Raw genomic sequence first — 24,240 nt, forward strand, 5'->3', positions numbered from 1 at the left:
TCGCAGTTCGTGGGGCGGGAAGTGACGAAGCTGGACCGTCCGGAGCTCACGAGCGCGAAGATCATCGTCTCGGGCGGCCGTGGGCTGGGCAGTGGCGAGAACTACACGAAAGTGCTGGAGCCGCTGGCGGACAAGCTGGGTGCGGCGCTGGGCGCGTCGCGCGCGGCGGTGGACGCGGGTTACGTGCCGAACGACTACCAGGTGGGCCAGACGGGCAAGATCGTGGCGCCGCAACTCTACGTCGCGGTGGGTATCTCGGGTGCGATCCAGCATTTGGCGGGGATGAAGGATTCGAAGGTGATCGTGGCGATCAACAAGGATCCGGAGGCGCCGATTTTCTCGGTGGCGGACTACGGCCTGGTGGGAGACCTGTTCACGGTGGTGCCGGAGCTCACGGGCGCCCTGTAAGCCGGCGAGGGCAGTGAAGTCGTGACGTTGCGGGGCTGGCCTTGGCATGAGCATCCGAGCCGGAGCCGGCCCCGCAACCGATCCGCATGAGGAGGCGTGGCGGTCACGTCGGAGCGTCTTCATGCGAATCGGAAGCGCCGGGGCATTGCCGGGGTATCGAAAGGGAATCAGGGAAGAGCAATGGACAAGGTCGATTGCGTCGTGATCGGCGCGGGCGTGGTGGGATTGGCCGTCGCGCGGGAAATGGCGATGGCGGGTCGTGAGGTGGTCATTCTCGAGGCCGAGCGAGCGATCGGTACCGGCACGAGTTCGCGCAACAGCGAAGTGATACATGGTGGCATCTACTATCCGCCCGGCTCGCGCAAGGCAACGCTGTGCGTCGAGGGGAAGCATCGGCTCTACGAATTTTGCGCTTCGCACGGCGTGGAGCATCGTCGCTGCGGCAAGTTGATCGTCGCGACCACCGATCGCCAGGTGGGCGAACTCGAAGCGATTGCGGCGAACGCGCGAGCCTGCGGCGTCGACGACCTTCAGTGGCTTACTGCCGACGAGGTGTCGTGCCGCGAGCCGGCATTGCGCACGTTCGGGGCGTTATTGTCGCCGTCCACGGGCATCGTGGACAGTCACGGTCTCATGCTTGCCTTGCAGGGCGATGCGGAGAACGCCGGCGCGATGCTCGCGTTCGACGCGCGTGTGGTCGGCGCGCGCGTGGGAGGCATCCACGGCGTCCAAGGTACTCATGGCATCGAGCTGGACGTCGAGACCGGCGGCACGCGCTCGACGCTGCTCGCCGACACGGTGGTCAACAGTGCCGGGCTGTTCGCGGTCGACATTGCGCGCACGTTCGACGGACTGGCGCCCGAGCATATCCCGCAGCGCTACTTCGCCAAGGGCAGCTATTTCTCGTGCGCACAGCGTGCACCGTTCACGCACCTGATCTACCCGGTTCCGGAGCCCGGAGGACTGGGCGTGCATCTCACGCTGGACCTCGCCGGACAAGCGCGTTTCGGTCCCAACGTGGAATGGGTGAGCGAGATCGACTACACGGTCGATCCGTCGGAAGGCGATGGATTTTACGCGGCAGTGCGCCGCTATTGGCCTGGGCTGGCAGACAACACGCTGCAGCCAGGCTACGCGGGCATTCGGCCGAAGATCAGCGGGTCGGGAGAGCCGGCTGCGGACTTCCGTATCGATGGGCCCGAAGTGCACGGCGTTGCCGGGCTCGTCAATCTGTTCGGCATCGAATCCCCGGGATTGACGGCATCGCTGGCGATCGCCAAGGCGGTGCGCGCCTTGCTCTGACGCTGTAATAACGCCAGCCACGGCGACTTTACGCCGGTCAGCGCACGGATTCCGCACAAATTCGGCGTAGGGACGGCGCGGCGTCGAAGCCGCGCTGGCGCAGGAGGCGACAGGCACCGCTGCCGGTCGCGTCCAGTACATGTCGACGCCCTGACCAACCCCGTCGGTCTCGAACCACGGTGCCGCGAGCGTGGCGCGGCATGCCTGAGGTGGGAGAACCTTATGATGGCGGGTGCCGAAGCGGCACTGGCGCCATGCGCGCCTCGTTCAGCGCACGGCGACCGGGGGCTTCCAGGACGCCGGGTTCGTCCAGAACACACCACGCAGGCGATCGGTGTCGCCACACGGCGTGCTGCGCGCCGGCTTGCTGACCTGACCTGCGCAGGCGCTGATGTCGCGGCCCGACTGTTGCAGGCGTTTCAGAATCGTATCGAGCATGCCCGACTCGCGCCATTCGTTCAGCTTGCGGCGGCAAGTCGGAACGGAAGGATACTGCATGGGCAGTTTGGACCAGCTCTCGCCAGTGAACAGCACCCACAAGACAGCATTGGTCAGCGTGCGCTGCTCGACTTGAGGGCGCCCGCGTCGTTCCGTACGGACCGGTCGGTCGCAAATCAGATCACGCAGGGCGTGCCATTCAACGTCGCTCAGTTCAGTAAACATAACACCTCGACCCAAAACAAACGGAGGCGCCGCAGGGGGCGAGTCCGGGCTTCACGATTGCGCGGCACCCGTGCTATCCGGTGCGTGCTTCTCTGTGAAACCTCGGCCAAGGCGGCGTCGTTCCCCGATGCTGGAAATACAAGCAACAAGCATGCCAGGGCATCGGGTTCTCTCGTGAAGAACGCCGAGGGCGGGTCGAACCACACTGCGAAGGGAGCGTTTGGCCAGCAAAAAAACGCCCACTTGGCAGGTGGGCGCAGCTCCTGGGCGGCTATTGGGATAGGCAATCGCAAAAGCGTCAGGAGAAAAGGGATACGGCGGTTTGGCCAGTCCGGATCGTTTGTTTTTCTCGGCTCCGGCCATGATGTCTCGCTCCACTTGCGCCAGCTTGTCAAGCTTGCAGCCGCAATGATGACAAAAAGCGGAAGTCGACGCGCTTCGGAATTACCCCCATTGCGGTGCATGCCCCTCGCAGAGGGCGACTCGCCCAAGATGGGTGCCCGTCTGCGCCCATCTTGGGCACCGTGTCGCGCGAACGGGCGCAACCCGGCACACGAAGGGCGCAACCGGTTATCGCCGGGTGAGAAAGTGGCCCGGCGACCGCTTGCGTCACCGTCATGGTCGGGCGACGAGACCGTAGCCTATAATGTGCGCCTCCCATGGATATCGTCTATCGGTCGCGCGGACTCGCCCGCACGCCGGTCGGCGCCACTGTGCGCAAACGGCATGAGCAACGACAGCGATAATAAATATTCCGTACCGGGCCTCGAGCGAGGCCTGCGCATTCTGATGACGTTTTCGGCGCGTGAGCCGGTGCTCGCCGGCGCGGATCTCGCGCGGCGTCTGGACATTCCCCGCTCGACGGTTTTCCGGCTGTTGCAGACGCTCGAAGCGGAGGGTTTCATCGAGAAGGCGGGCGACGACCGTCATTACCGGCTGGGGGTGGCTGTGCTCCGGCTGGGTTTCGAGTATCTGAATTCGCTGGAGCTGACGGATCTCGGCACGCCGGTTATCGAGAAGCTGCGCGACGCGACGGGCTTCTCGAGCCACATCCTGATTCTGGACCAGCGCGATGCGGTGTTCGTGGCGAAGGCGGCCAGCCGCGAGCTGGTGTTCGGCACGGTGCGCGTGGGCACGCGTCTGCCCGCGCACGCGACGGCCGTTGGGCACATTCTGCTCGGGGATTATTCGCTGGCGTCCCTCAAGCAACTCTACCCGGAGCGCAAGCTCGAGGCCTACACAGCACATACCCCGACGACGGTCGAAGCGCTTTACCGCGTAGTGCAGGAAGATGTCGCTCGCGGCTACAGCATGAGCCAGGCGTTCTTCGAGCAGAATATTTCGACGATCGCCGCCCCCGTGCGCAATCACCGCGGCCAGATCAGCGCGGTGATCAGCGTGACGATTCCCCAGGCCCGTGTGGAAGCGGATCTGTTGGAGAGCGGGATCGTCGAGAAGGTCGTCTCGGCGGCCGACGAACTTTCTCACAAGCTCAATTACCGGGGCCACGGAGCAGAGGCCTTGCGCTCGAGCGCGAAGTAGCGTCGGCTGCCCGATCGGCTGGCGCGTCGTCTCGCGCCAATCCACCGCGGCATCGCACGCCGGTAGGCGGGGGCGCTTGGCCTTGCGCGGCGGCCTCCCGTGCTCTGTGCTTTGCGCTTCGTGGAGGCGTGCTATACGGCGGTGCCTATCGCGTCCTATCGCACCCTCTTGCTTCGCTGCGGTTCCACCCCCGGGCACGCCCATTCCCGAACCGTTGACTCCGCGCTCATGCCCTTTGGGTCTGCTGCCCCGGCAAAATGGGTGTCGACCTCCCTCCCAAGCGCTTCACGTGCCGATGCCTGAGTGGATCGATGACTCCCACCGGTGCCCATAAGATGTCCCTGGCCTCGGCCCGTCGGACCCCGATGCATTCGTCATCCGGCGTCCTGGGCGTATCCCGACGATGTATCGGCGTCTTCGTCCTGTCGCGCTCGCTGCTTTTCTGGTACGCATTCAGGCATGGCCTGCGACGCGATCGCCCCATCTCGTGGGGGATTTCAAGCGAGCACCTGACCTGCCCCACCGCCGGCGCAACTCAATTTCAACGCAGTTCGTTTTCACGAGCGGGCGCAAGTTTTGTCATCAGCATTTGCGCAACATCAACGACCTTCCACTAATTTTCTGCTTGTCTCGCGAAATCCTCTTCGACATAATTGTCTCACCTATTAACCATTGTTTCATAGGTAAGACAAAATGACGCGTTAGACGAAACGTCGAGGACGTCGGCAGTTTCGGCCCAACGGGGGCGCAGCCGGCCCCGACGCGTCAGGAAGCTCAACAGGAGTCGAAGGTGAAGAGACACAGTATTGGCATGGCCTGCGTTTTGGCATGCTTTGGCACGGCACACGCCGCGGGCAATTCGTTGCAGATTTACGGAACGGTCGACGATGGCCTCACGTACGTGAGCAATCAGGGCGGCGGTCGCTTGTTCAAGACGGATGCCGGTATCGGACAACCGGATCGTTTCGGTCTGAAGGGGCGGGAAGATCTCGGCGGTGGACTGGCAGCGGTGTTCCAACTGGAGCAAGGCTTCAACACGAGCACTGGCGCGCTGATCAACAGCGGTGTGCTATGGAATCGTCAGGCATGGGTCGGTCTGTCGAGCGACCGGTTCGGGACGGTGTCGATCGGCCATCAAACCGATTTCATGCAGGATGTCTCGATTCGCTATTCGAACGGCTTCTGGCAACACAATCTGTACGCTTACCATCCAGGAAACCTGGACAATCTGGCCAATTCGTCGCAGATCGATAATGCGGTGAAGTGGAACAGCGCGAGCTTCCACGGTTTGACCGGTGGGCTGATGTACGGCTTTGCCGGCGGCAACGCGCTGGGTCGCACGATGGGTGCGTACCTGAAGTATGACAATGGACCGCTGTCCGTGGCGGCGACCTACGTGAGCATCAATAAGCGGACCTTCGATTTCTCGTCGCGTCTGGGCATCTCGTCGATCTTCGGCCAGTCAGGGCTGTCGGCGACGAATGTCTTCAAGTCCGACGCCGTGAACAATACGGGCATCGGTGCCTCGTACCGTATCTCTTCGCGTTGGAATGTACACGCGCTCTACACGCGCAGCGAGGTTCGCGCCCCGGGCGGCTCGGGCAACATGTTCAATTACGATGTAGGCACCGAGTACCGTGTGACGGAAGCGAATGCGCTCACACTGGGCTATTCGTATTCGTCGTTCAACCACACGCACTACAACCAGATGGAAGCGGGCGATCTGTACTCGTTCTCGAAGCGCACCCAGTTGCAGGCGCAAGTGACGTATATCGCCGCAGCGGGCAACAACCACGCCGCGTCGTATCCGATCGGCGCATCGAGCAATCACGATCAGGTATTGCTGCGTCTGGGCATGTATCACAGCTTCTAAGTCGCCACGTCGTCCGGCGTGGGCGACCGCAGGTTTTCCCGCGGCGGGGTTCGACCCCGCGCGCATTGCCTGATTCAACGAGACTCATCATGTCAGTTTCTCCGACCCCATCATCCTCGCAACGTCCGTCGCGTGTGCGCTACTGGATGCTCTTTCTGGTTTTTGTCGGCACGGTCATCAACTACGTCGACCGGGCCAATCTTTCCGTGGCTGCACCGATGCTCAAACAGGAGTTCGGTCTGGGCCCCGTGGAGCTCGGCTTCATTTTCTCGGCGTATGCGTGGACGTATGTCATTGCCAACATTCCCGGCGGCTGGGTCATCGACCGGTTCGGTACGCGCGCCATCTACGGAATTGCCATCCTGAGCTGGTCGGTGTTGACGTTCCTGCAGGGGTTCACGTCGCGTTTCGCCACGCTCTTCGGCATGCGCCTCGGCGTGGGCGTTGCCGAAGCGCCGACGTTCCCGGTGAACAACCGCGTGGTGTCGATCTGGTTTGCGCAGCGCGAGCGCGGCGTGGCGACGAGCATTTATCTTGTCGGCCAGTACATCGGCATGGCGGCGCTCACCCCGCTGCTGTTCTGGATCGCGCATACGTGGGGCTGGCGTGAGATCTTCTACGCCACCGGATTGATGGGTATCGTCTGGGCCGGTGTCTGGTTCGTGGGCTATCGTGATCCCGACAAGTGCTCCTGGGTGAATGCTGCCGAACTCGCGCACATCCGCAGTGGCGGCGCGCTCGTCGAATCGCGCTCCGAGGCGCGCGCGGCGCCGCAGAAGTTCCCTTGGCGCAAGCTGCTGGTGCTGTTCCGCAACCGCCAGATCATTGCGATCTGCGTGGGCAAGTTCGCGTCGTTGTCATCGCTGTACTTCTTCCTGACCTGGTTTCCGACCTATCTGATCACGGAACGTCACATGACGGTGCTCAAGGCTGGGGGCGTGACGTCGGTGCCGTTCGTCGCGGCGTCGATCGGCGTGGTCTGCGGCGGTCTGCTCTCGGACTGGTTGCTGCGTCGCGGGGTGGCCGTGGGGACGGCGCGCAAGACGCCGATCGTGACCGGACTGTTGCTGGTGCCAACGATGTCGCTCACCGTGCTCACGGACGCCAACTGGCTCGTCATCGCGATCATGTCGTTCGCGTTCTTCGCGCAAGGCGTGGCTTCGGCATCGTGGTCGCTCGTTGCCGACATCGCTCCTAAGGGCATGGTCGGAATCACTGGCGGGGCCGTGAACTTCGCGGGCAATCTCTCGGGCATCGTTACGCCGATCGCCATTGGGTTCATCGTCAAGGCCACCGGATCGTTCGGTTGGGCACTGGGCCTCATCAGCCTGTTCGCGATTGCGGGCGTGCTTTGCTATCTGCTTCTGCTCGGCGAAGTCAAACGCATCGAACTCGATGACGACGCACAGGACAACCCGGCGCAAGCCAAGGCAAGTACCGTCTGAAGTCGGGTTCGCCAAGCGGCTGCAGCCCGGCGCGGTGGGGGCGGGATGACCGGCGTCGGTCAGGTCAGGTCGGAGTGGGGGGCGGTCGCGCCCCGCGTCAGGCCTCCACGGCCTGGCGTCGGTAATCGCCGGGCCGAGCCCCCGTCCACTTTCGAAACGCGCGAAAAAAAGCGCTCGGATCGGCAAAACCCAACGACAGCGCGATCTCCATCATCGGCTTGGACGTGTGGCACAGCGCGTGGATCGCGAGATCGCGACGCAATTGATCCTTGATCGACTGATACGACTGGCCTTCCTCTTCCAGTCGACGCCGCAACGTCGAGGCGGTGGTGTGGAATTCGCCTGCCAACGCTTCGAATGCCGGCCAACTGTCTGTCGGCATCGCCTTCAGCCGTCGCCGCACCCGAGCCACCATTCCCTTCGTATTCTTGTACTTGAGGATGATATTGCCCGGCGCGGCGCGCAGAAAGTCCTTCACCGAGATTTCGTTCTGTACCACCGGCAACGCGAGGCACGTCGCGTCGAATTCGATGGCCGTGTGCGACGCGTTGAAGACCAGCCGCGGCGAGTACATCGTCCGGTATTCGTCGCTGTACACGGTCTCCGGATAGGCAAAGTAGGCGGTGCTCAACGGCACACGGCGGGCGATCAGCCAGCAGGTCAACGCGTAGAACAGAATCAGCAGGGTTTCATGACCGAAGATCCTCGGCGCCCGCGCATCCGCGCGCTCATGCACTTCGAGCCGCGCCAGATCGCCGTCCTGCACGAGTCGCATTTCGAGATCGTCGAGCAGCAGGCCCATGAAACGGCAAGCACGCTGCAACGCCTGCTCCAGCGTATGGCACGCGACAACGCTGTAACACAGCATCGCAAAACTGCCGACTTTCATGCGGCGCGAATCCTGCCCGAAGAATTCGTCGTCGAGTGCGAGGCTGATCAGTCGCCACAAGTGTGCATAGCGGTCGGCCGACACGCGGCCCTGGGGATGGGTGAGCAACGACGGCGCGATGTCGGCGGCACGCAACAGTGCCGCCGGATCGCCGCCGAGCCGTTCGACGTGCGCCAATGCGTTGATAACGAAATGTATCGAGATGCTGCCTTTTTCCATGCGTCGCGAAACGGAACGTCGTAGCGGGAGGACGCAAGGATTCTAGCAGTGCGAGCCTCGTCGACGAATCCGGCGCCATCCGAAACACGGATCGGCGCCGTCCGATTTCGCTTGCGGCGCAGGTTGTTCAGGCGAAATTATTTCGGCGCCATGCGCAGTGCGCCGTCAAGGCGGATCACTTCTCCGTTGAGCATGGTGTTCTCGACGATATGGCGCACCAGCGCCGCGTACTCCGACGGACGGCCCAACCGGGGAGGGAAGGGCACCGAGGCGCCCAGCGCGGCCTGCACTTCCGGCGTCATGCCGGCCATCATGGGCGTCTCGAAAATGCCCGGTGCGATCGTCACCACGCGCACGCCCACGCGCGCGAGTTCGCGTGCCGCGGGAAGCGTGAGGGCGGCCACGCCGCCTTTGGACGCCGCATACGCCGCCTGACCGATCTGCCCGTCGAACGCTGCTACCGACGCCGTGTTGACGACCACCCCGCGCTCGCCTTCGGCGTCCGCCTCGCCTTCTGCCATGGCGGCGGCCGCGATTCGCAGTACGTTGAATGTGCCGATCAGATTGACGTTGATGATCCGCGCGAAGCTGTCGAGCCGGTGCGGACCCTGCTTGCCCAGAATGCGTTCGCCGGTGACGAGGCCCGCGCAGTTGACCACCCCGTTCAGTTGCCCGAAGGCCGACTTCGCCGTGTCGACGAGACGCTGCACGTCCTCCTCCCGGGTGATGTCGGTCGCAACGAAGCGGGCGGCAGTGCCCAACGCGTCGGCCTGTTTCGCGCCCGCCTCGGCGTTGATGTCGCCGAGCACCACGCTGGCGCCGGCCTCGACAAACATGCGGGCGGTGGCCGCACCCAAACCCGACGAGGCACCGGTGACGAGAAAAACACGATCCTTGATTTGCATGAGTTGCGAGTCCTGTAAGTGATATGGCACGGCGAGGCGCGAAGCCCGCGATGTGTCGGGTTGAGACTCAGTGAGTGCCGCCCGACGCCTGTGCGGCCTTGGCGATTTCCTGATTGCGCAGGATGAATCGCTGGAGTTTGCCGCTCGGCGTTTTGGGCAACTCGGCGACGAATTCGACTTCACGCGGATAGGCGTGCGTGGACAGGCGGTGTCGGACATGCTCCTGCAGCTCGCGCGCGAGGGTGTCCGTTGGCGCGAATTGCGGGTGCAGCACCACGAAGGCCTTGACCAGCTCGGTGCGCTCGGGGTCCGGTTTGCCGACCACGGCAGTCTCGACCACCGCAGGGTGCTCGATCAGGGCGCTCTCGACATCGAACGGGCCGATGCGATAGCCCGCCGATGTGATCACGTCGTCGTTGCGCCCGACGAAGCTGATGCTGCCGTCTTCGTTACGCTCGACGGTGTCGCCAGAGAGGTAGTAGTCGCCAACGAATGCCGGCGTTTCCCGCTCCCAGTAGCCGCCAAACCACATCAGCGGCGACTGCTTTCTGTCGAGCGCGAGCACGCCGGGCTGGCCGACCGCGCATTCGCGGCCCTCGTCGTCGAGCACGACCACGCGATGGCCGGGCGAGGCGAAGCCGGCGGCGCCCGCCTGCACGGGATGCGACAGCGCATGATGGTTGCACACCACCATGCCGAGTTCGGTCTGGCCATAGTGGTCGTGAATCGTGACGCCAAGATGCTGCGCGAACCAGCGAATGACCTCGGGGTTGAGCGGCTCGCCGGCGCTCGACACCGCGCGCAACTGTCCCTTGAGTGGGGCGGCCGCCTTGTCGCCGCCGGCGATCAGCAGACGATAGGCGGTCGGCGAGCCTGCAAGGTTGGTGACGCCCAGCTTCTGAATGATCCGGTAGGTGCTCTCGACCGTGAACGGCCCGTCGTAGAAGGTGGTGGGGATGCCCAGCGCCAGTGGCCCCGTCACGGCGTAGTAGAGCCCGTAGGCCCACCCCGGATCGGCGATGTTCCAGAACGTGTCGGTCGGTCGCAGATCGACGGCGTCGCGCATGTAGCCGGCGAATGCGATGATGGCGCGAAGCGGCACCATGACCGGTTTGGCCGCGCCCGTGGTGCCCGAGGTGAACATCATCAGGAAAGGGTCGTCGCCGCGGCGCATGACGGGTTCGAAGTCGGCGCCGTGCTGCTCGACCTCGTGCCAGAAGCTGAAGTCGCCGCGTCGCACGCCCTCGCCGCGGGGGCCGCCGACCGTCGCCACCGACGGGCAGTTGGCCACTGCTTCGAGCTTGGCGCGGTTGGCGCCGTCAGTGACGACGAGCTTGCTTTGCGCGCTGCTCAGCCGGTGTTCGATGGCCTTGGGGCCGAATGCCGTGAACAACGGCTGATACACCGCCCCCGCGCGCCAGGTGCCGAGAATCGTCACGAGCAGCTCGGGAGTGCGCGGGAGCAGGCCGCTCACGCGATCGCCCGGCTGCACGCCCTGTTCGCGCAGGAAGTTGGCGAAGCGTGCGGAGAGTGTCTGCAGTTGCCGGAACGTCCACGTCTGGCTCGTCCCGTCCTTGCCCTCCCAGAAAAGGGCGATGCGCCCGGGCAGCGCGTGGCGGTCGCAGCACTCGACGCAGGCGTTCATCGCCTCGAGATTGCCGTGCAGCACCGCGCGCACCGTGGCATCGAGGTCGAACGTCCGGTACGTGTCGGCGTAATCCGAAATCATGGGTTTGTCTCCTGTAGTCGGAAGCCGGTCGTCGGGGGATTCGCGCATCGGGCGAATCCCTGCCGCCGACCGCCCCTTGCGCCGTCTGAGTAGGGGCGCGACGCTATCGGGGCTGGGTGGGGCAAAGTCGAAATTCATCGTAATGCGTGGCGTCCGGCACAGGCAATGTCCAAACGGGTCAGAGTTGGTGAGGGATTTATCCACTCCGAAACCCGCGTGGGGACCGGGCGACGGGCGTTACAGCGACTTGCCCCGATCATTGTGTCAGACGCGGTAAGGGTTTTACCGAGGGGGAAATCGGCCGATTCCGATGGCAATTCCGCTCATGCAATTTGCCGTTTTTGGCTATGGTGCCAATACGGCGCGATCCCTAAACTGGATCCATCGACATTGCAAAGGCGCCGGCGCTCCATTCGGACAACGTCATGGTGCAGGAGACGGAACATGGATTTCTATACCGAAGATCAACGCATGATTCGCGACATGGCGCGCACGTTTTCCAGCGAGCAGCTGGCGCCGAACGCCGCGCAATGGGACCGGGACTGTGCACTGCCCGACGCCATGGTCGCGCAGATGGGCGAGCTCGGCCTGCTTGGCATGATGGTTCCGGAGCAGTACGGCGGTTCTTACACCGATTACACCGCCTACGCGCTGGCCATGGAGGAAATCGCGGTCGGCTGCGCATCGACCGCGACGATGATGTCCGTCCACAATTCCGTGGGGTGCGCGCCGATCCTGAAATTCGGCACGGATGCGCAGCGCCGGCGCTGGCTGCCTGATCTTGCCGCCGGCCGGAAGATCGGTGCGTTCTGCCTTACGGAGCCCCAGGCCGGATCCGAGGCGAACAACTTGCGTACGCGCGCCGAGCGCCGCGGCGACAAATGGGTGCTCAACGGCAGCAAGCAGTTCGTGACGAACGGCAAGCGGGCCGGCGTGGCGATCGTGTTCGCGGTGACGGACCCGGCGGCGGGCAAGCGCGGCATCTCGGCGTTCATCGTGCCGACCGACACCCCGGGCTTCGAGGTGGGGCGTCCCGAACACAAACTCGGCATCCGGGCCTCCGACACCTGTCCGATCACCCTCGTCGATTGCGAAGTCGGCGGCGACGCGATGCTGGGCGAGCCGGGGCAGGGACTGAAGATCGCATTGTCGAATCTCGAAGGGGGGCGCATCGGCATTGCGGCACAGGCGCTCGGTATTGCGCGCGCGGCATTCGAGGCGGCGCTGCAATATGCGAACGAGCGTCAGCAGTTCGGCAAACCGATCCGCGAACACCAGAGCATCGCCAACATGCTGGCCGACATGACCACGCGCATCAATGCGGCGCGATTCCTGATTCTTCACGCGGCGGCGCTGCGAACGCAGGGCATGCCGTGCCTGTCGGAGGCGTCGCAGGCCAAACTCTACGCTTCCGAGCTGGCCGAGTGGGTGTGCTCGCATGCGATCCAGATCCACGGCGGATACGGGTATCTCGAGGACTATCCGGTGGAGCGTCACTACCGCGACGCCCGTATCACCCAGATTTACGAAGGCACCAGTGAAATTCAACGCCAGGTGATTGCCCGCGCGCTGGGCTGAGCCTCGCAACGTTGCCGGCAGCGGCGCGAGACGAACGAATTCGCGAGACAACCCCCGTTGGTGCGAGCAGCGCATGCCGCGGGGCATGACCCGGAAGGAGGGCGAGTGAATTTGCGTGACGGCGCCGTCGAGGCGCAAGACGAGGTGTTGTTCGACGTGATCAACGGGTTCGGTGTCATTACGCTGAACCGGCCGCGCGCCTTGAATGCGATCACCCATGGCATGGTGCGCAGCATGTGGACGCAGCTCAATGCGTGGGCTCTCGATCCGTCGGTGCGTGCGGTACTGATCGAAGGTGCCGGGGAGAAGGCGTTCTGTGCCGGCGGGGACGTCCGGGCGCTATACGACAGCCGCATCCAGCACCGCGACGCTCATCAGGCGTTCTTCGTCGACGAGTATCGCCTGGACTATCTGATCCACCGATATCCGAAACCGTATATCGCGCTGCTCGACGGCATTGTGATGGGCGGCGGCATGGGGGTTGCGCAGGGGGCCGCGCTGCGCATCGTGACAGACCGCACGCGCCTGGCAATGCCAGAGACGGGGATCGGGTTGTTCCCCGATGTGGGGGCGAGCTGGTTCCTTGGACATCTCGCGCCCACGATCGCACGCTATTTAGGACTGTCAGGGGCGACCGTCACCGCCGCCGACGCTCTGTACTGCGGGCTGGCGGATGTCTGGCTGCAGGGCGATGCACCGGAGCGGCTGCGCGAGTTGATCCGCCGGTTCGATTGGTCCGCGAGGCCCGCGGTCCATCGGGCTGGCGATAGGGTGAGTCATTTGACGGGCAATTTGACGGGCGATCCGTCGGACGCCGACGATCCGCTCGCGCAACTGCGCGCGGCGATCCTGCCGCTGGGCCGGACATGGGCGGACGCCGCGCCGCTCGCGCAAGTGCGCGCCACGCTAGACCGACATTTCAGCGCACTCGATGTGCACGGCATCGTGGCGTCGCTCGCCGAAGATGCGCAGACGCCATGGGCCGCCGAGACACTGGCCATGCTCATGCAACGCTCACCGCTGAGCCTGTGCGTGACCGATCGGCAGTTGCACAAGGGACGCCGTCTCGATCTGGCCGATGCGTTTCGCATGGAGCTGGGGCTCGGCCATCATGCGTTCGCTACCGGAGACTTCGTCGAGGGCGTACGCGCACTGCTGATCGACAAGGACAAGCAGCCGCGCTGGCGTTACGCCACGTTGGCCGATGTCCCGGCGTCCGCCGTCGAGGCTTTCTTTGTCTCACCCTGGACGGACGAGGCACATCCACTCAAAGCGTTAGGACACGATTGAACTCTGGCAAACGCGTGCGACAATGCCGGTTTTGCGGAAGACCGCACTATCCGTTGGAGTCCAGATGCTCGTCGAAATCGCCCGTCTGTTGCTAGACCTCGTGTTCTCGCTGTTCGGCGCCTTGTTGCTGCTGCGTGTGTGGATGCAGGCCACCCGTCTGCCGCCGCGTAATCCGCTCTCGCAAGGGGTATTTCAGTTCACGAACTGGATCGTGTTGCCATTGCGCCGTGTTCTGCCGGGCGTTGGCGGGATCGACTGGGCGTGTGTGGTCGGCGCCTGGCTTTGCGCCATCGTCTATCTGGTGCTGATCACCGCGGTCGTGGGCGTGTCACCCGTATCGGTGTTCCCCCGTGGTCTTCTGGTGGCACTGGTGCTGGTGGCCAAGTGGGGCGCCAACCTCGTGATGTGGCTCACGCTGCTGATGGCCGTGCTGTCGTGGGTCAACCCGCGCGCGACCGCGATGCCGATTCTGCAACACCTGCTCGATCCGCTGCTGCGCCCCATCCGCCGCGTCATTCCGATGGTTGGCGGGTTCGATTTGTCGCCGTTGGGGCTGTTCCTGCTGATGCAGATCCTGCTGATCGTGCTGGCGCGCCTAAGCCTGTTTTTCGCGACGCTCTGACGCGTCGGTGGGCAGCGCCGCTGCCCGCCTCGATTCACGGACGGTTCCGGTTGGAGGCGGCGCGTCGAACGATGCGCTTGCCGATTCGATGTCCGGCCTCGTTGCAAGCCGTCCGCTCCCATGTTTTTCAGCTCCTCCCGAATTGCGCACCATGCGCGACGCGTCGCCGCGTTCGCCAACCGGGCGCTCGAGGCCCAGACGACGCAATACGCGATGACCGTCTTCGGTCACGATCACTTTCGCTTGCCCCGCATCGACGTCGACATGTACCAGGCGCGCCTGTTCGAGCGCGGCAAGTTCCGGCGGCTCGAGCGCGTCGGCATCGATGGGTCCAAGGGATGCGGCTGCCAGCAACAGCGTGGCAATTTCATGCGGGCTCAGCATGGTCCTACTCCTTGAGGCGAATTCTCGTCAGCGTACCGGGCCGAAACCGGCCCTTGGCTACGCGATGTTTACCGCACGTTACGACTCGCCTCCGACCAAGCCTCCCCAGGCGGTCCTGCGACTGTCCGGTGAATTTGCTGCCTGACGTTTCGCGACGGACGCATGGCCGTCGCGAGGTAGTGCGTGGACTGCAACTGTCCTGATATCGGATCGCAAAGCGACCGGCAAGTTCGTGCATTCGGGTTTCCCCTAGTATGCCCGCATTTTACGTATGGCGGGGACGTGTCCCCCTTGTTTTGACAGGGTTTGGAAGGTTTTCGTCCGAGCGGCGTCATGCCATCGCATCATTTGAACTATTTTTTTTCTTTTGACGGGGTGTTGATGAAAATATACTTTCTTTCACTCCGATCGATTACCTACCTTCATGATGGACGCCGACTCGTTGCCCGCCGATTTGCCGCTCACCGAGCGCATCGTGCGAGCGATGCCCGAACTGACGCCCGCGCAACAGCGCATGGCGGCGTTCGTGCTCGACAACACGTTTCGTGCGGCGACCATGCGCATCGACGAATTCGCCGATGCCGTCGGCGTGTCGCTGGCCACGGTCAATCGATTTTCGCGTGCCCTGGGGTTTGACGGCTATCCGCAATGCCGCGCCGCCATGGTGAGGGGGTTCGAAGCCACGCTCGCGCCGATCGAGAGCCTGCGCACGAGCAAGGCACAGGTAAGCGCGAGTGCCGATGTCATGGCGGCAGCGTTGGCGCAGGCGATCGAGAATCTCGACTGGACGCGCCGCAACCTCGATGCCGCGACGTGCGAGCGTGCCGTCGATGCGATACTTCACGCGCGCCGCATCTATGTGCTCGGCCTGGGCGCGAGCGGCTATCTTGCCGGTCTGCTGCACCACGGGCTCGATCCGTATTGCGAAAACGTGCAGGCTGTCGTGGGTGTGGGCGGATCGACGCATGCCGCACGACAACTTTTCAAATTGCGCGAGGGCGATCTGGTGATCGCGCTCGGATTCCCGCGATATGTCTCGGACACCATCACGCTTTGCCGGCGCCTGAGAGGGCGTGGCGTACCCGTGATGGTGCTGACCGACAGCCCGACGTCGCCGCTCGCGCCGCTGGGCGACATCGTGATGTTCGTGCGCAGCAAGCCGCGGTTGTCGAGCAACTCCGAGGCGAGCGTGCTGGCCATGATCGACGCGTTGTGCGACGCCGTGGCCCAGCGCGCCAAACACGCGGTCGATCGCGCTACAGAGATGACGGATTTCCTGTTGCCCTGGCTCGACTCGGCGTCGCTTGCGCCTGCGGTGCCGGGCCGGGCTCCGGTGAACGCGCCGGCCAATGCGCCGGCGGCCACCGCTGCCTCGGTGATGGGACGCGTCGCCGCCGCCCAGGGCGTGCCGGCTGCGAATGCGAGCGGCGCCGCGCGGGCGAGCGCCGGAACGGCGGCTCGGACGACCCAGACAGCCAATGCAACGAGCGTCGCCACGCAAGGCACACCGAACACGCCCCGCCCGGTGCCGGGCAATCAGGACAGAAAGGACAAAGCATCATGAGTCACGCGCAACGCGCGGTCATCGCCATCCACGGCGGTGCCGGCACCATCAGCCGCGATACGCCGCCGGAAGAACTCAAGGCCTATCACGATGCGCTCGCCGAAGTGCTGCGCGCCGGTCAGGCCGTACTGGCCGCGGGCGGCTCGGCCCTCGACGCAGTCACCGAAGCCGTGCGTCATCTGGAGGATTGCCCCCGGTTCAACGCAGGTCGCGGCGCGGTCTTCACGCATGAAGGCACGCACGAACTCGACGCCGCGATCATGGAGGGTGCCACGCTCGAAGCGGGCGCCATCGCGGGCGTGCATCGTGTGCGCAATCCGATTCTTGCGGCACGCGCGGTGCTCGAGCACAGCCCGCATGTGCTGCTCATCGGCGACGCGGCACAAGCTTTCGCCGCCGCCCACGGCGCAGTGCTGGTCGATCCGTCGTACTTTTACACCGAAGCGCGGTACGCTCAGTGGCAGCGCGCGCTGGCGGACAGCGCGGTCGCCCTCGATCACGACTTTCCGCTCAAGCGCGAGCCGATCGACCCGGATACCAAGTTCGGCACCGTCGGGGCCGTGGCGTGCGATGTCCACGGGCACGTGGCTGCCGCGACGTCCACGGGCGGGATGACCAACAAGGCGGTCGGTCGCGTGGGCGACTCGCCGCTGATCGGCGCCGGTTGTTATGCCAACGACGCCACCGCCGCCGTGTCGGCGACGGGCACGGGCGAAGCGTTCATTCGCACCGTGGCCTGCTACGACGTGGGGGCGTTGATGGCCTATGCCGGATTGTCGCTGGCCGACGCGGCCGAGCGCGTGATCCATGAGCGCTTGCCGCGCGTGCAGGGCCGCGGCGGCCTGATCGCCGTGGACGCCCAAGGCAATGTGGCGCTGCCGTTCAACACGGAAGGCATGTATCGGGGAGTGGCGCGCGTGGGCGAAACGCCCGTCACGGCCATCCACGCGTAGGGACGCACGTAGGACACCCGTAGGACACGCGCGAGCGGACACGGGCCACTTGGCAGTGGCAAGACCCCGCGCATCAGAATCAGATTCAGCAAGCGAAGATTAGCGAGGACAGGCGTGGCAGAGCGCAAGACAACCCCAACGATTTCGTTGCCCGACGAGCGCGTGCTCGACGTGAGCGGCATCACCGTGCAGTTCGCGACGTCCGAGCGCGTGGTCACGGCCGTGCGCGACCTGTCCTTCCATGTCGACCGCGGCGAAACGCTCGCCATCGTGGGCGAATCGGGCTCGGGCAAGTCGGTGACGTCGCTTGCTGCGATGCGTCTGGTCGAGAACGGCGGTGGCCGTATCACGCAGGGTTCGATGATCATGCGCCGGCGCAACGGCAAACTCGTCGACCTTACGCGCGCGAGCGGTCACACCATGCGCAGCATTCGCGGCGCGGACATGGCGATGATCTTTCAGGAGCCGATGACCTCCCTCAATCCGGTGTTCCCGGTGGGGGAGCAGATCGCCGAATCGATCCGGCTGCACCAGGGCAAGGACGCCGCCGCCGCGCGCGCCGAGGCGTTGCGCATGCTGGAGCTCGTGCGCATTCCGGAGGCCCGGCGTGTGCTCGGCCGCTTCCCGCATCAGCTCTCGGGCGGCATGCGCCAGCGCGTCATGATCGCGATGGCGCTGTCCTGCAAGCCCGGACTGCTGATCGCCGACGAGCCGACCACGGCGCTCGATGTGACCATCCAGGCGCAGATCCTGCAACTGATCCGCGCACTGCAGGACGAGATGCACATGGGCGTGGTGTTCATCACGCACGACATGGGCGTGGTGGCCGAAGTGGCCGATCGGGTGCTGGTCATGCATCGGGGCGACAAGGTGGAGGAGGGGCCGTCGGCCGAGATCTTCGCCGCGCCGCGCGAGCGCTACACGCAGGCACTGCTCTCTGCCGTGCCGCGTCTGGGTTCGATGCAGGGCACCGACCTGCCGGCACGTTTTCCGCTGTTGCGCTACGACGCCCCGGCGGACGCCAAGCCCGCTGCCGAAACGCCGCAGCAGACCGTGCGTACCGACGCCGGCCCGATCCTGCGCGTCAAGGACCTCGTGGCCCGGTTCGACGTGCCGTCGGGCTTCTTCGGGCGCGTCAGGCAACGCGTGCATGCCGTCGAGCGGGTGAGTTTCGACTTGTATCCAGGTGAGACGCTCGGCCTGGTGGGCGAGTCCGGCTGTGGCAAGTCGACCACGGGGCGCGCGCTGCTGCGCCTCGTCGCCAGTCAGGGCGGCTCCATCGAATTCGGCGGCAAGCCGATTCACGATCTCGCCGGTCGCGCACTGCAAACGTTGCGTCGCGATATCCAGTTCATTTTCCAGGATCCGTTCGCGTCGCTCGATCCGCGCCTGACCGTTGGCTTCTCGATCATGGAGCCGCTGCTGGTGCACGGGGTGGCGAGCGGTGCGCAAGCCGAAAGGCGCGTGGCGGAGCTTCTCGAGCGCGTGGGATTGCCGGCCGAGTATGCCCAACGCTATCCACACGAATTCTCGGGTGGACAGCGTCAGCGCATCGCCATTGCACGAGCCCTCGCGCTCAAGCCCAAGGTCGTGATTGCCGACGAATCCGTATCCGCACTCGATGTCTCGGTGCAGGCCCAGATCATCAACCTGATGCTCGACCTGCAAAAGGAGTTCGGCATTGCGTTCCTGTTCATCTCGCACGACATGGCGGTGGTGGAGCGTATCAGTCACCGCGTGGCGGTGATGTATCTCGGCCAGATCGTCGAGATCGGGCCGCGCCGCGCCATCTTCGAGAATCCGCAACATCCGTACACGAAGAAGCTGATGTCCGCCGTGCCGATCGCCGATCCGGCCCGCCGTCACGCCAAGCGCGAGTTGCTCACCGAAGAGATCCCGAGCCCGATTCGCGCGATCGGCGACGAGCCGCAGGTGCAACCGCTCGTGGAAGTCGGTGCCGGGCATTATGTCGCGCGTCATCGCGTGGCCGGCGCCTATTGAGCCGCTTCGACGCATCGGGGCGGCGTCCGGGCGCATCCGGAGGGCCGTGCCCGATGCGAGTTTTGCCCGGAACGTCGATCGATGCGACGTTCCGGCGGTTCAGGTAGTCCCAAGTTGCAGTGCAAGTCGTAGCCATTATGCCCGCCAAGGTGCGCAGTCCCGAGACTCGCTCGCGGCGAACCCGTCAGACCAGAAGGAGAAAGACAGATGTCGAAAAACGCTTTGTTGGGCGCTCGCTGGAAAACCGCGCTCGCTTCCGTCGCCGTGGCGTCCGCCGTATTCGGTGCAGCCCCGGCGTTCGCTGCCAAGGATGTCGTGATGGCCGTGCAGTCCACGTTCACGACGATGGACCCGTACGACGCGAACGATACCCTGTCGCAAGCCGTTGCCAAGTCGTTCTACGAGGGCATGTTCGGTTTCGACAAGGACATGAAGCTCATCAACGTGCTGGCCGACAGCTACACGGTGTCGCCCGACGGGCTCGTCTACACGATCAAGCTCAAGTCCGGCGTGAAGTTCCAGGACGGCACGAATTTCGACGCCGCTGCCGTCAAGGCGAACTTCGACCGTGTGACGAACCCCGAGAACAAGCTCAAGCGTTACAACCTGTACAAGGAAATCGCCAAGACCGAAGTGGTGGATCCGCATACGGTGAAGTTCACGCTCAAGGAGCCGTTCTCGCCGTTCATCAATACGCTGGCCCACCCGTCGGCCGTGATCATCTCGCCCGAGGCGCTCAAGAAGTACGGCAAGGACATCGCCTCGCACCCGGTCGGCACGGGCCCGTTCGAGTTCGTCGAGTGGAACCGCACCGACTACGTGAAGGTGAAGAAGTTCGACGGCTACTGGAAGAAGGGTTACCCGAAGGTGGACACGATCACCTTCAAGCCGGTGGTCGACAACAATACCCGTGCCGCCGTCATGCAGACTGGCGAGGCGGGCTTCGCCTTCCCGGTGCCGTATGAGCAGGCTGAAGGTCTGAAGTCGAGCGGCAAGGTCGACGTGATCGCCGGCCCGTCCATCATCCAGCGCTACATCAGCTTCAACACGAAGCAAAAGCCGTTCGATGACGTGCGCGTGCGCCAGGCCATCAACTACGCCATCAACAAGGATGCCCTGGTGAAGGTGGCCTTCGCCGGTTACGCCACCCCGGCCGACGGTGTGGTGCCCAAGGGCGTGGACTATGCGGCCAAGACCGGCCCGTGGCCGTACAACCCGGCCAAGGCGAAGGAACTGCTCAAGGAAGCGGGTTACCCGAACGGGTTCGAGACCACGCTGTGGTCGGCCTATACGTACACCACTGCGCAGAAAGTGATCCAGTTCGTTCAGCAGCAACTGGCGCAGGTCGGCATCAAGGCGCAGGTACGCGCGCTCGAGGCCGGTCAGCGTGTCGATCTGGTCGAGTCCGCTCCGGACCCCGAGAAGGCGCCGGTGCGTATGTACTACGTGGGCTGGTCGTCGTCGACCGGCGAAGCCGATTGGGCGCTGCGTCCGCTGCTGTCCTCCGAGTCGTTCCCGCCGAAGCTGTTCAACACGGCGTACTACAAGAACGACACCGTGGACGCCGACTTCAACAAGGCACTGCAAACGACCGACCGTGCAGAGAAGACCAAGCTCTACACCGACGCGCAGCAGAAGATCTGGAACGACGCGCCCTGGGCGTTCCTCGTGACGGAAAAGCTGCTTTACGCGCGCAACAAGAACTTGTCGGGCGTGTACACCATGCCTGACGGTTCGTTCAACTTCACCGACATCTCGATGAAGTAAGCGCATCGCGCTGAAGTGAAGTTCCCGCGCCGCCCGAACCGGGTGGCGCGGCCAACCGCAAGACTTAGTTTGGCAAGACGTTCGGCAAGACTGCGATGCTCAATTACTTTCTCAAACGCCTGCTCGGCCTGATCCCCACGCTGCTGATCGTGGCAGTGCTGGTGTTCGGCTTCGTGCACATGCTGCCGGGCGACCCGGCGCGTCTGGCCGCCGGGCCTCAGGCGGACGAGGCTACAGTGGCGCTGGTGCGCCAGGATCTGGGTCTCGACAAGCCGCTGCTCACCCAGTTCACCCATTTCATCACGCACGCGGCGCGCGGCGACTTCGGGCTGTCGATGCGCAGCAAGCAACCGGTCTCCGAAGAGATCGGCAGCCGGTTCATGCCGACCCTATGGCTCACGCTGGTAAGCATGATCTGGTCGGTGATCATCGGCATGGGTCTCGGCGTGGCCTCGGCCGTCTGGCGCAACCGTTGGCCCGACCGGCTGGGCATGACGTTCGCCGTCTCGGGCATCTCGTTCCCGGCGTTCGCGCTGGGCATGCTGCTCATGCAGGTGTTCTCGGTGCAGCTCGGCTGGCTGCCCACGATGGGCGCCGATTCGTGGAAGAGCTACATCCTGCCGTCGATCACGCTGGGCGCCGCGGTGGCCGCCGTGATGGCACGTTTCACCCGCTCGGCCTTCGTCGAAGTGCTGCACGAGGACTTCGTGCGCACCGCTCGTGCGAAGGGCCTGAACGAGATGCGCGTGGTGTTCAAGCACGCGCTGCGCAACGCGATGATTCCCGTCGTCACGATGATGGGATTGCAGTTCGGCTTTCTGCTCGGCGGCTCGATCGTCGTCGAAGTGGTGTTCAACTGGCCCGGTCTGGGGCGCTTGCTGATCGATTCGGTCGAGATGCGCGACTACCCGGTGATCCAGGCGCTGGTACTGCTGTTCTCGCTCGAGTTCATTCTGATCAACCTCGTGGTCGACGTGCTGTATGCCGTCATCAACCCGACCATTCGCTACAAGTGAGGCACGCATCATGAACGCGGGTCAAACCACTACCGCCGCCAATGGCGCGGCCGTCGCCAGCCAAGGTCGCGTGCGCACGCCGTGGCGCGAATTCTGGCGCAAATTCAAGAAGCAGCACATTGCCATGGTGGCCGGGGCGTTCGTGCTGCTGCTGGTCATCATCGCGATTCTCGCACCGCACCTCGTGCCGTTCGATCCGGAAAACTACTTCGACTACGACGCGCTCAATGCGGGGCCGTCGGCCACGCACTGGTTCGGGGTCGACTCGCTCGGTCGAGACATTTTCAGCCGGGTGCTGGCAGGCACGCGCATTTCGCTGGCCGCCGGCTTCGGCTCGGTCGCGCTCGGCGCCGTGATCGGCACGGTGCTCGGACTGCTCGCCGGATACTACGAGGGCTGGTGGGACCGCATCGTCATGCGCATCTCCGACGTGCTCTTCGCCTTCCCGGGTATCTTGCTGGCCATCGGCGTGGTGGCCGTGCTGGGCAACGGCATGATCAACGTGATCGTGGCGGTGGCGATTTTCTCGATTCCGGCGTTCGCTCGCCTGGTGCGCGGCAACACGCTCGTGCTCAAGCATCTGACGTACATCGAGGCGGCTCGCTCCATCGGGGCCTCCGACTGGACGATCATCATGCGTCACATCCTGCCGGGCACGGTGTCGTCGATCGTGGTTTACTTCTCCATGCGTATCGGCACGTCGATCATCACGGCGGCAAGCCTGTCGTTCCTGGGACTCGGCGCGCAACCGCCCACGCCGGAGTGGGGGGCCATGCTCAACGAAGCCCGCGCCGACATGGTCAACGCGCCGCACATCGCGATCTTCCCGAGCCTCGCCATCTTCCTGACGGTGCTCGCTTTCAACCTGCTGGGTGACGGGTTGCGCGACGCGCTCGATCCGAAGCTCGACCGACACTGACGATCCCGCCGGAGCGTGACATGACGCAGCCGTCCGACACTCGCGAGGCCTTGTTCGGCGCCCCCTATGTGGGGCTTCTGCCCGCGGGGCCGCGCCAGGCGATCTCGGACGTACCGGGTGTTTTCGTGGGGCACGCCACGCTGGCCGACGGTCCGTTGCAGACCGGCGTGACCGTCGTGTGTCCAACGCCTTCCCCGTCCGGCGGCGGTGCGGCAGCGTCGCTGGCGGCCTCGGTCCCCGATACGCGATGGGACCCGTTCCGCAGCAAGATTCCGGCCGCCACCGCGGTGATCAACGGTTTTGGCAAGAGCGTCGGTCTGATGCAGATCGACGAGCTCGGCGTGATCGAAGCGCCGGTCGCGCTTACCAACACCTTTTCCGTCAGTCATGTGGTGCTCGGCCAGTTGCGCGAGGCCATCTCCGCCAATCCCGAAATCGGGCGAGGCGGTCCGTCGCTCAATCCGACCGTGCTCGAGTGCAACGACGGGTACCTCAATGACATGCAGGCGCTTGCCGTGACCGAGGCGCACTATGCGCAGGCGCGCGCGAGCGCGCAAGCCGACTTCGCGCAGGGCGCGGTCGGCGCGGGGCGCGGCATGTCCAGCTTCGGGCTCAAGGGCGGCATCGGGTCCGCATCGCGTGTCGTCGAGACGGCCGGGGCGACCTTCACCGTCGGTGTTCTCGTGCTGTCGAATTTCGGGCGCCCATCGCAGTTGACGATCGCCGGCCGCCACGTCGGGCCGGTGCTCGACGAGCGGCTCGCACAGCCGGCGCAGCGCGCGGCGCCGGAGCGGGGGTCGATCATCATGCTGGTGGCGACCGACGCGCCGCTCGACGCGCGCCAGTTGCGCCGCGTGGCCACGCGCACCGGCGCCGGGCTGGCGCGTACCGGGTCGGTCTACGGACACGGCAGCGGCGACGTGGCGCTGGCGTTTACCACCGGCTACACCGTACCGCACGATGCCATGGGGCGCGTCGCCCCGGTCGCGCTCGTGCCCGACCCCCTTCTCGATCCGATTTTTCAGGCCACGGCCGACGCCACCGAACAGGCGATTCTGCACGCACTCTTCGCGGCGGAATCGGTGCTCGGGCGCGACGGGCACGTGCGACGCGCCCTTGCCGACGTCCTGCCCGACTGGGCGACGCTGTGAGCCTTTCCCGACAGGGCTGA

Annotated in this window: 20 protein-coding genes; 15 read left to right on the top strand and 5 right to left on the bottom strand. The window is 64.6% G+C overall.

Annotation, left to right across the window (positions count from 1 at the left end):
* Together PMO31116_RS19875 and PMO31116_RS19880 are read left to right on the top strand one after the other, a co-directional pair.
* Nucleotides 1-408, top strand: a 408-nt coding sequence (locus PMO31116_RS19875) for an electron transfer flavoprotein subunit alpha/FixB family protein (RefSeq protein ID WP_217424764.1), incomplete at its 5' end; no start/stop codon positions are given.
* A gap of 180 nt (nucleotides 409-588) precedes the next feature.
* Complete coding sequence (locus PMO31116_RS19880) at nucleotides 589-1,710, top strand: NAD(P)/FAD-dependent oxidoreductase (protein ID WP_150568204.1); 1,122 nt, start codon at nucleotides 589-591, stop codon at nucleotides 1,708-1,710.
* A gap of 267 nt (nucleotides 1,711-1,977) precedes the next feature.
* Here the strand turns inward: PMO31116_RS19880 and PMO31116_RS19885 are convergent, their stop codons facing one another.
* Entirely contained in the window at nucleotides 1,978-2,373 is a 396-nt protein-coding gene (locus tag PMO31116_RS19885) for a transposase (RefSeq protein ID WP_150568205.1), read from the bottom strand.
* Between the two features lie 726 nt (nucleotides 2,374-3,099).
* Here PMO31116_RS19885 and PMO31116_RS19890 point away from each other — a divergent pair.
* The 3 genes from PMO31116_RS19890 to PMO31116_RS19900 all read left to right on the top strand — a co-directional run bounded on the left by PMO31116_RS19890 (nucleotide 3,100) and on the right by PMO31116_RS19900 (nucleotide 7,233).
* Nucleotides 3,100-3,915 (top strand): IclR family transcriptional regulator, encoded by an 816-nt coding sequence (locus PMO31116_RS19890; protein ID WP_150568206.1) that lies wholly within the window; start codon nucleotides 3,100-3,102, stop codon nucleotides 3,913-3,915.
* A gap of 790 nt (nucleotides 3,916-4,705) precedes the next feature.
* Nucleotides 4,706-5,788 carry a porin gene (locus PMO31116_RS19895; RefSeq protein WP_150568207.1) on the top strand — a complete coding sequence of 361 codons (1,083 nt, stop codon included), beginning with the start codon at nucleotides 4,706-4,708 and terminating at the stop codon, nucleotides 5,786-5,788.
* Between the two features lie 89 nt (nucleotides 5,789-5,877).
* Nucleotides 5,878-7,233, top strand: coding sequence for an MFS transporter (locus PMO31116_RS19900; RefSeq protein WP_150568208.1), 1,356 nt, complete (start codon nucleotides 5,878-5,880; stop codon nucleotides 7,231-7,233).
* 97 nt (nucleotides 7,234-7,330) lie between these two features.
* Here PMO31116_RS19900 and PMO31116_RS19905 read toward each other — a convergent pair whose 3' ends face one another.
* The 3 genes from PMO31116_RS19905 to PMO31116_RS19915 form a co-directional block, all read right to left on the bottom strand.
* Nucleotides 7,331-8,341: an AraC family transcriptional regulator gene (locus PMO31116_RS19905; protein WP_150568209.1), complete on the bottom strand. Its 1,011-nt coding sequence runs from the start codon at nucleotides 8,339-8,341 to the stop codon at nucleotides 7,331-7,333.
* Between the two features lie 137 nt (nucleotides 8,342-8,478).
* On the bottom strand, nucleotides 8,479-9,246 hold the full coding sequence (locus PMO31116_RS19910; protein ID WP_150568210.1) for an SDR family NAD(P)-dependent oxidoreductase: 768 nt from the start codon (nucleotides 9,244-9,246) through the stop codon (nucleotides 8,479-8,481).
* A 67-nt stretch (nucleotides 9,247-9,313) separates the two neighbouring features.
* Nucleotides 9,314-10,975: an AMP-binding protein gene (locus PMO31116_RS19915; protein ID WP_246185396.1), complete on the bottom strand. Its 1,662-nt coding sequence runs from the start codon at nucleotides 10,973-10,975 to the stop codon at nucleotides 9,314-9,316.
* A 444-nt stretch (nucleotides 10,976-11,419) separates the two neighbouring features.
* Here PMO31116_RS19915 and PMO31116_RS19920 point away from each other — a divergent pair, with 444 nt between their 5' ends.
* From PMO31116_RS19920 to PMO31116_RS19930, 3 genes are all read left to right on the top strand, one after another.
* Nucleotides 11,420-12,553 carry an acyl-CoA dehydrogenase gene (locus PMO31116_RS19920; RefSeq protein WP_150568211.1) on the top strand — a complete coding sequence of 378 codons (1,134 nt, stop codon included), beginning with the start codon at nucleotides 11,420-11,422 and terminating at the stop codon, nucleotides 12,551-12,553.
* A 105-nt stretch (nucleotides 12,554-12,658) separates the two neighbouring features.
* The gene (locus PMO31116_RS19925) at nucleotides 12,659-13,843 is read left to right on the top strand and encodes an enoyl-CoA hydratase/isomerase family protein (RefSeq protein ID WP_150568212.1); all 1,185 of its coding nucleotides are present in this window, start codon (nucleotides 12,659-12,661) and stop codon (nucleotides 13,841-13,843) included.
* A gap of 64 nt (nucleotides 13,844-13,907) precedes the next feature.
* Entirely contained in the window at nucleotides 13,908-14,465 is a 558-nt protein-coding gene (locus PMO31116_RS19930) for a YggT family protein (RefSeq protein WP_150568213.1), read from the top strand.
* On the opposite strand, the gene PMO31116_RS23790 is transcribed toward PMO31116_RS19930, so the two are convergent.
* On the bottom strand, nucleotides 14,439-14,849 hold the full coding sequence (locus tag PMO31116_RS23790; protein WP_174971520.1) for a hypothetical protein: 411 nt from the start codon (nucleotides 14,847-14,849) through the stop codon (nucleotides 14,439-14,441). The genes PMO31116_RS19930 and PMO31116_RS23790 overlap by 27 nt on opposite strands.
* Nucleotides 14,850-15,273: 424 nt before the next feature.
* Between PMO31116_RS23790 and PMO31116_RS19940 the strand changes: the two genes are divergently transcribed.
* From PMO31116_RS19940 to PMO31116_RS19970, 7 genes are all read left to right on the top strand, one after another.
* Nucleotides 15,274-16,413 carry a MurR/RpiR family transcriptional regulator gene (locus tag PMO31116_RS19940; RefSeq protein WP_150568214.1) on the top strand — a complete coding sequence of 380 codons (1,140 nt, stop codon included), beginning with the start codon at nucleotides 15,274-15,276 and terminating at the stop codon, nucleotides 16,411-16,413.
* A complete protein-coding gene (locus tag PMO31116_RS19945; RefSeq protein ID WP_150568215.1) occupies nucleotides 16,410-17,366 on the top strand; it encodes an isoaspartyl peptidase/L-asparaginase family protein in 957 nt (318 codons plus the stop codon). The genes PMO31116_RS19940 and PMO31116_RS19945 overlap by 4 nt, the downstream gene beginning before the upstream one ends.
* Before the next feature lie 114 nt (nucleotides 17,367-17,480).
* A complete protein-coding gene (locus PMO31116_RS19950; RefSeq protein WP_150568216.1) occupies nucleotides 17,481-19,367 on the top strand; it encodes a dipeptide ABC transporter ATP-binding protein in 1,887 nt (628 codons plus the stop codon).
* Between the two features lie 207 nt (nucleotides 19,368-19,574).
* Nucleotides 19,575-21,134, top strand: coding sequence for a glutathione ABC transporter substrate-binding protein GsiB (gene gsiB, locus PMO31116_RS19955; RefSeq protein WP_150568217.1), 1,560 nt, complete (start codon nucleotides 19,575-19,577; stop codon nucleotides 21,132-21,134).
* Nucleotides 21,135-21,229: 95 nt separating this feature from the next.
* A complete protein-coding gene (gsiC, locus tag PMO31116_RS19960) occupies nucleotides 21,230-22,150 on the top strand; it encodes a glutathione ABC transporter permease GsiC (RefSeq protein ID WP_023596953.1) in 921 nt (306 codons plus the stop codon).
* A 10-nt stretch (nucleotides 22,151-22,160) separates the two neighbouring features.
* Nucleotides 22,161-23,069 (top strand): glutathione ABC transporter permease GsiD, encoded by a 909-nt coding sequence (gene gsiD, locus PMO31116_RS19965; RefSeq protein ID WP_150568218.1) that lies wholly within the window; start codon nucleotides 22,161-22,163, stop codon nucleotides 23,067-23,069.
* Nucleotides 23,070-23,089: 20 nt separating this feature from the next.
* A complete protein-coding gene (locus PMO31116_RS19970) occupies nucleotides 23,090-24,220 on the top strand; it encodes a DmpA family aminopeptidase (protein WP_174971523.1) in 1,131 nt (376 codons plus the stop codon).
* Nucleotides 24,221-24,240: the final 20 nt, after the last annotated feature.

The sequence above is a fragment of the Pandoraea morbifera genome, from assembly GCF_902459575.1.
Lineage (GTDB): Bacteria > Pseudomonadota > Gammaproteobacteria > Burkholderiales > Burkholderiaceae > Pandoraea > Pandoraea morbifera.

Coding starts and splice junctions, on each gene's coding strand:
- PMO31116_RS19880 (WP_150568204.1), top strand. CDS start 589: ATGGACAAGGTCGATTGCGTCGTGATCGGCGCGGGCGTGGTGGGATTG.
- PMO31116_RS19885 (WP_150568205.1), bottom strand. CDS start 2,373: ATGTTTACTGAACTGAGCGACGTTGAATGGCACGCCCTGCGTGATCTG.
- PMO31116_RS19890 (WP_150568206.1), top strand. CDS start 3,100: ATGAGCAACGACAGCGATAATAAATATTCCGTACCGGGCCTCGAGCGA.
- PMO31116_RS19900 (WP_150568208.1), top strand. CDS start 5,878: ATGTCAGTTTCTCCGACCCCATCATCCTCGCAACGTCCGTCGCGTGTG.
- PMO31116_RS19905 (WP_150568209.1), bottom strand. CDS start 8,341: ATGGAAAAAGGCAGCATCTCGATACATTTCGTTATCAACGCATTGGCG.
- PMO31116_RS19910 (WP_150568210.1), bottom strand. CDS start 9,246: ATGCAAATCAAGGATCGTGTTTTTCTCGTCACCGGTGCCTCGTCGGGT.
- PMO31116_RS19915 (WP_246185396.1), bottom strand. CDS start 10,975: ATGATTTCGGATTACGCCGACACGTACCGGACGTTCGACCTCGATGCC.
- PMO31116_RS19920 (WP_150568211.1), top strand. CDS start 11,420: ATGGATTTCTATACCGAAGATCAACGCATGATTCGCGACATGGCGCGC.
- PMO31116_RS19930 (WP_150568213.1), top strand. CDS start 13,908: ATGCTCGTCGAAATCGCCCGTCTGTTGCTAGACCTCGTGTTCTCGCTG.
- PMO31116_RS23790 (WP_174971520.1), bottom strand. CDS start 14,849: ATGCTGAGCCCGCATGAAATTGCCACGCTGTTGCTGGCAGCCGCATCC.
- PMO31116_RS19940 (WP_150568214.1), top strand. CDS start 15,274: ATGATGGACGCCGACTCGTTGCCCGCCGATTTGCCGCTCACCGAGCGC.
- PMO31116_RS19945 (WP_150568215.1), top strand. CDS start 16,410: ATGAGTCACGCGCAACGCGCGGTCATCGCCATCCACGGCGGTGCCGGC.
- gsiB (WP_150568217.1), top strand. CDS start 19,575: ATGTCGAAAAACGCTTTGTTGGGCGCTCGCTGGAAAACCGCGCTCGCT.
- gsiC (WP_023596953.1), top strand. CDS start 21,230: ATGCTCAATTACTTTCTCAAACGCCTGCTCGGCCTGATCCCCACGCTG.
- gsiD (WP_150568218.1), top strand. CDS start 22,161: ATGAACGCGGGTCAAACCACTACCGCCGCCAATGGCGCGGCCGTCGCC.
- PMO31116_RS19970 (WP_174971523.1), top strand. CDS start 23,090: ATGACGCAGCCGTCCGACACTCGCGAGGCCTTGTTCGGCGCCCCCTAT.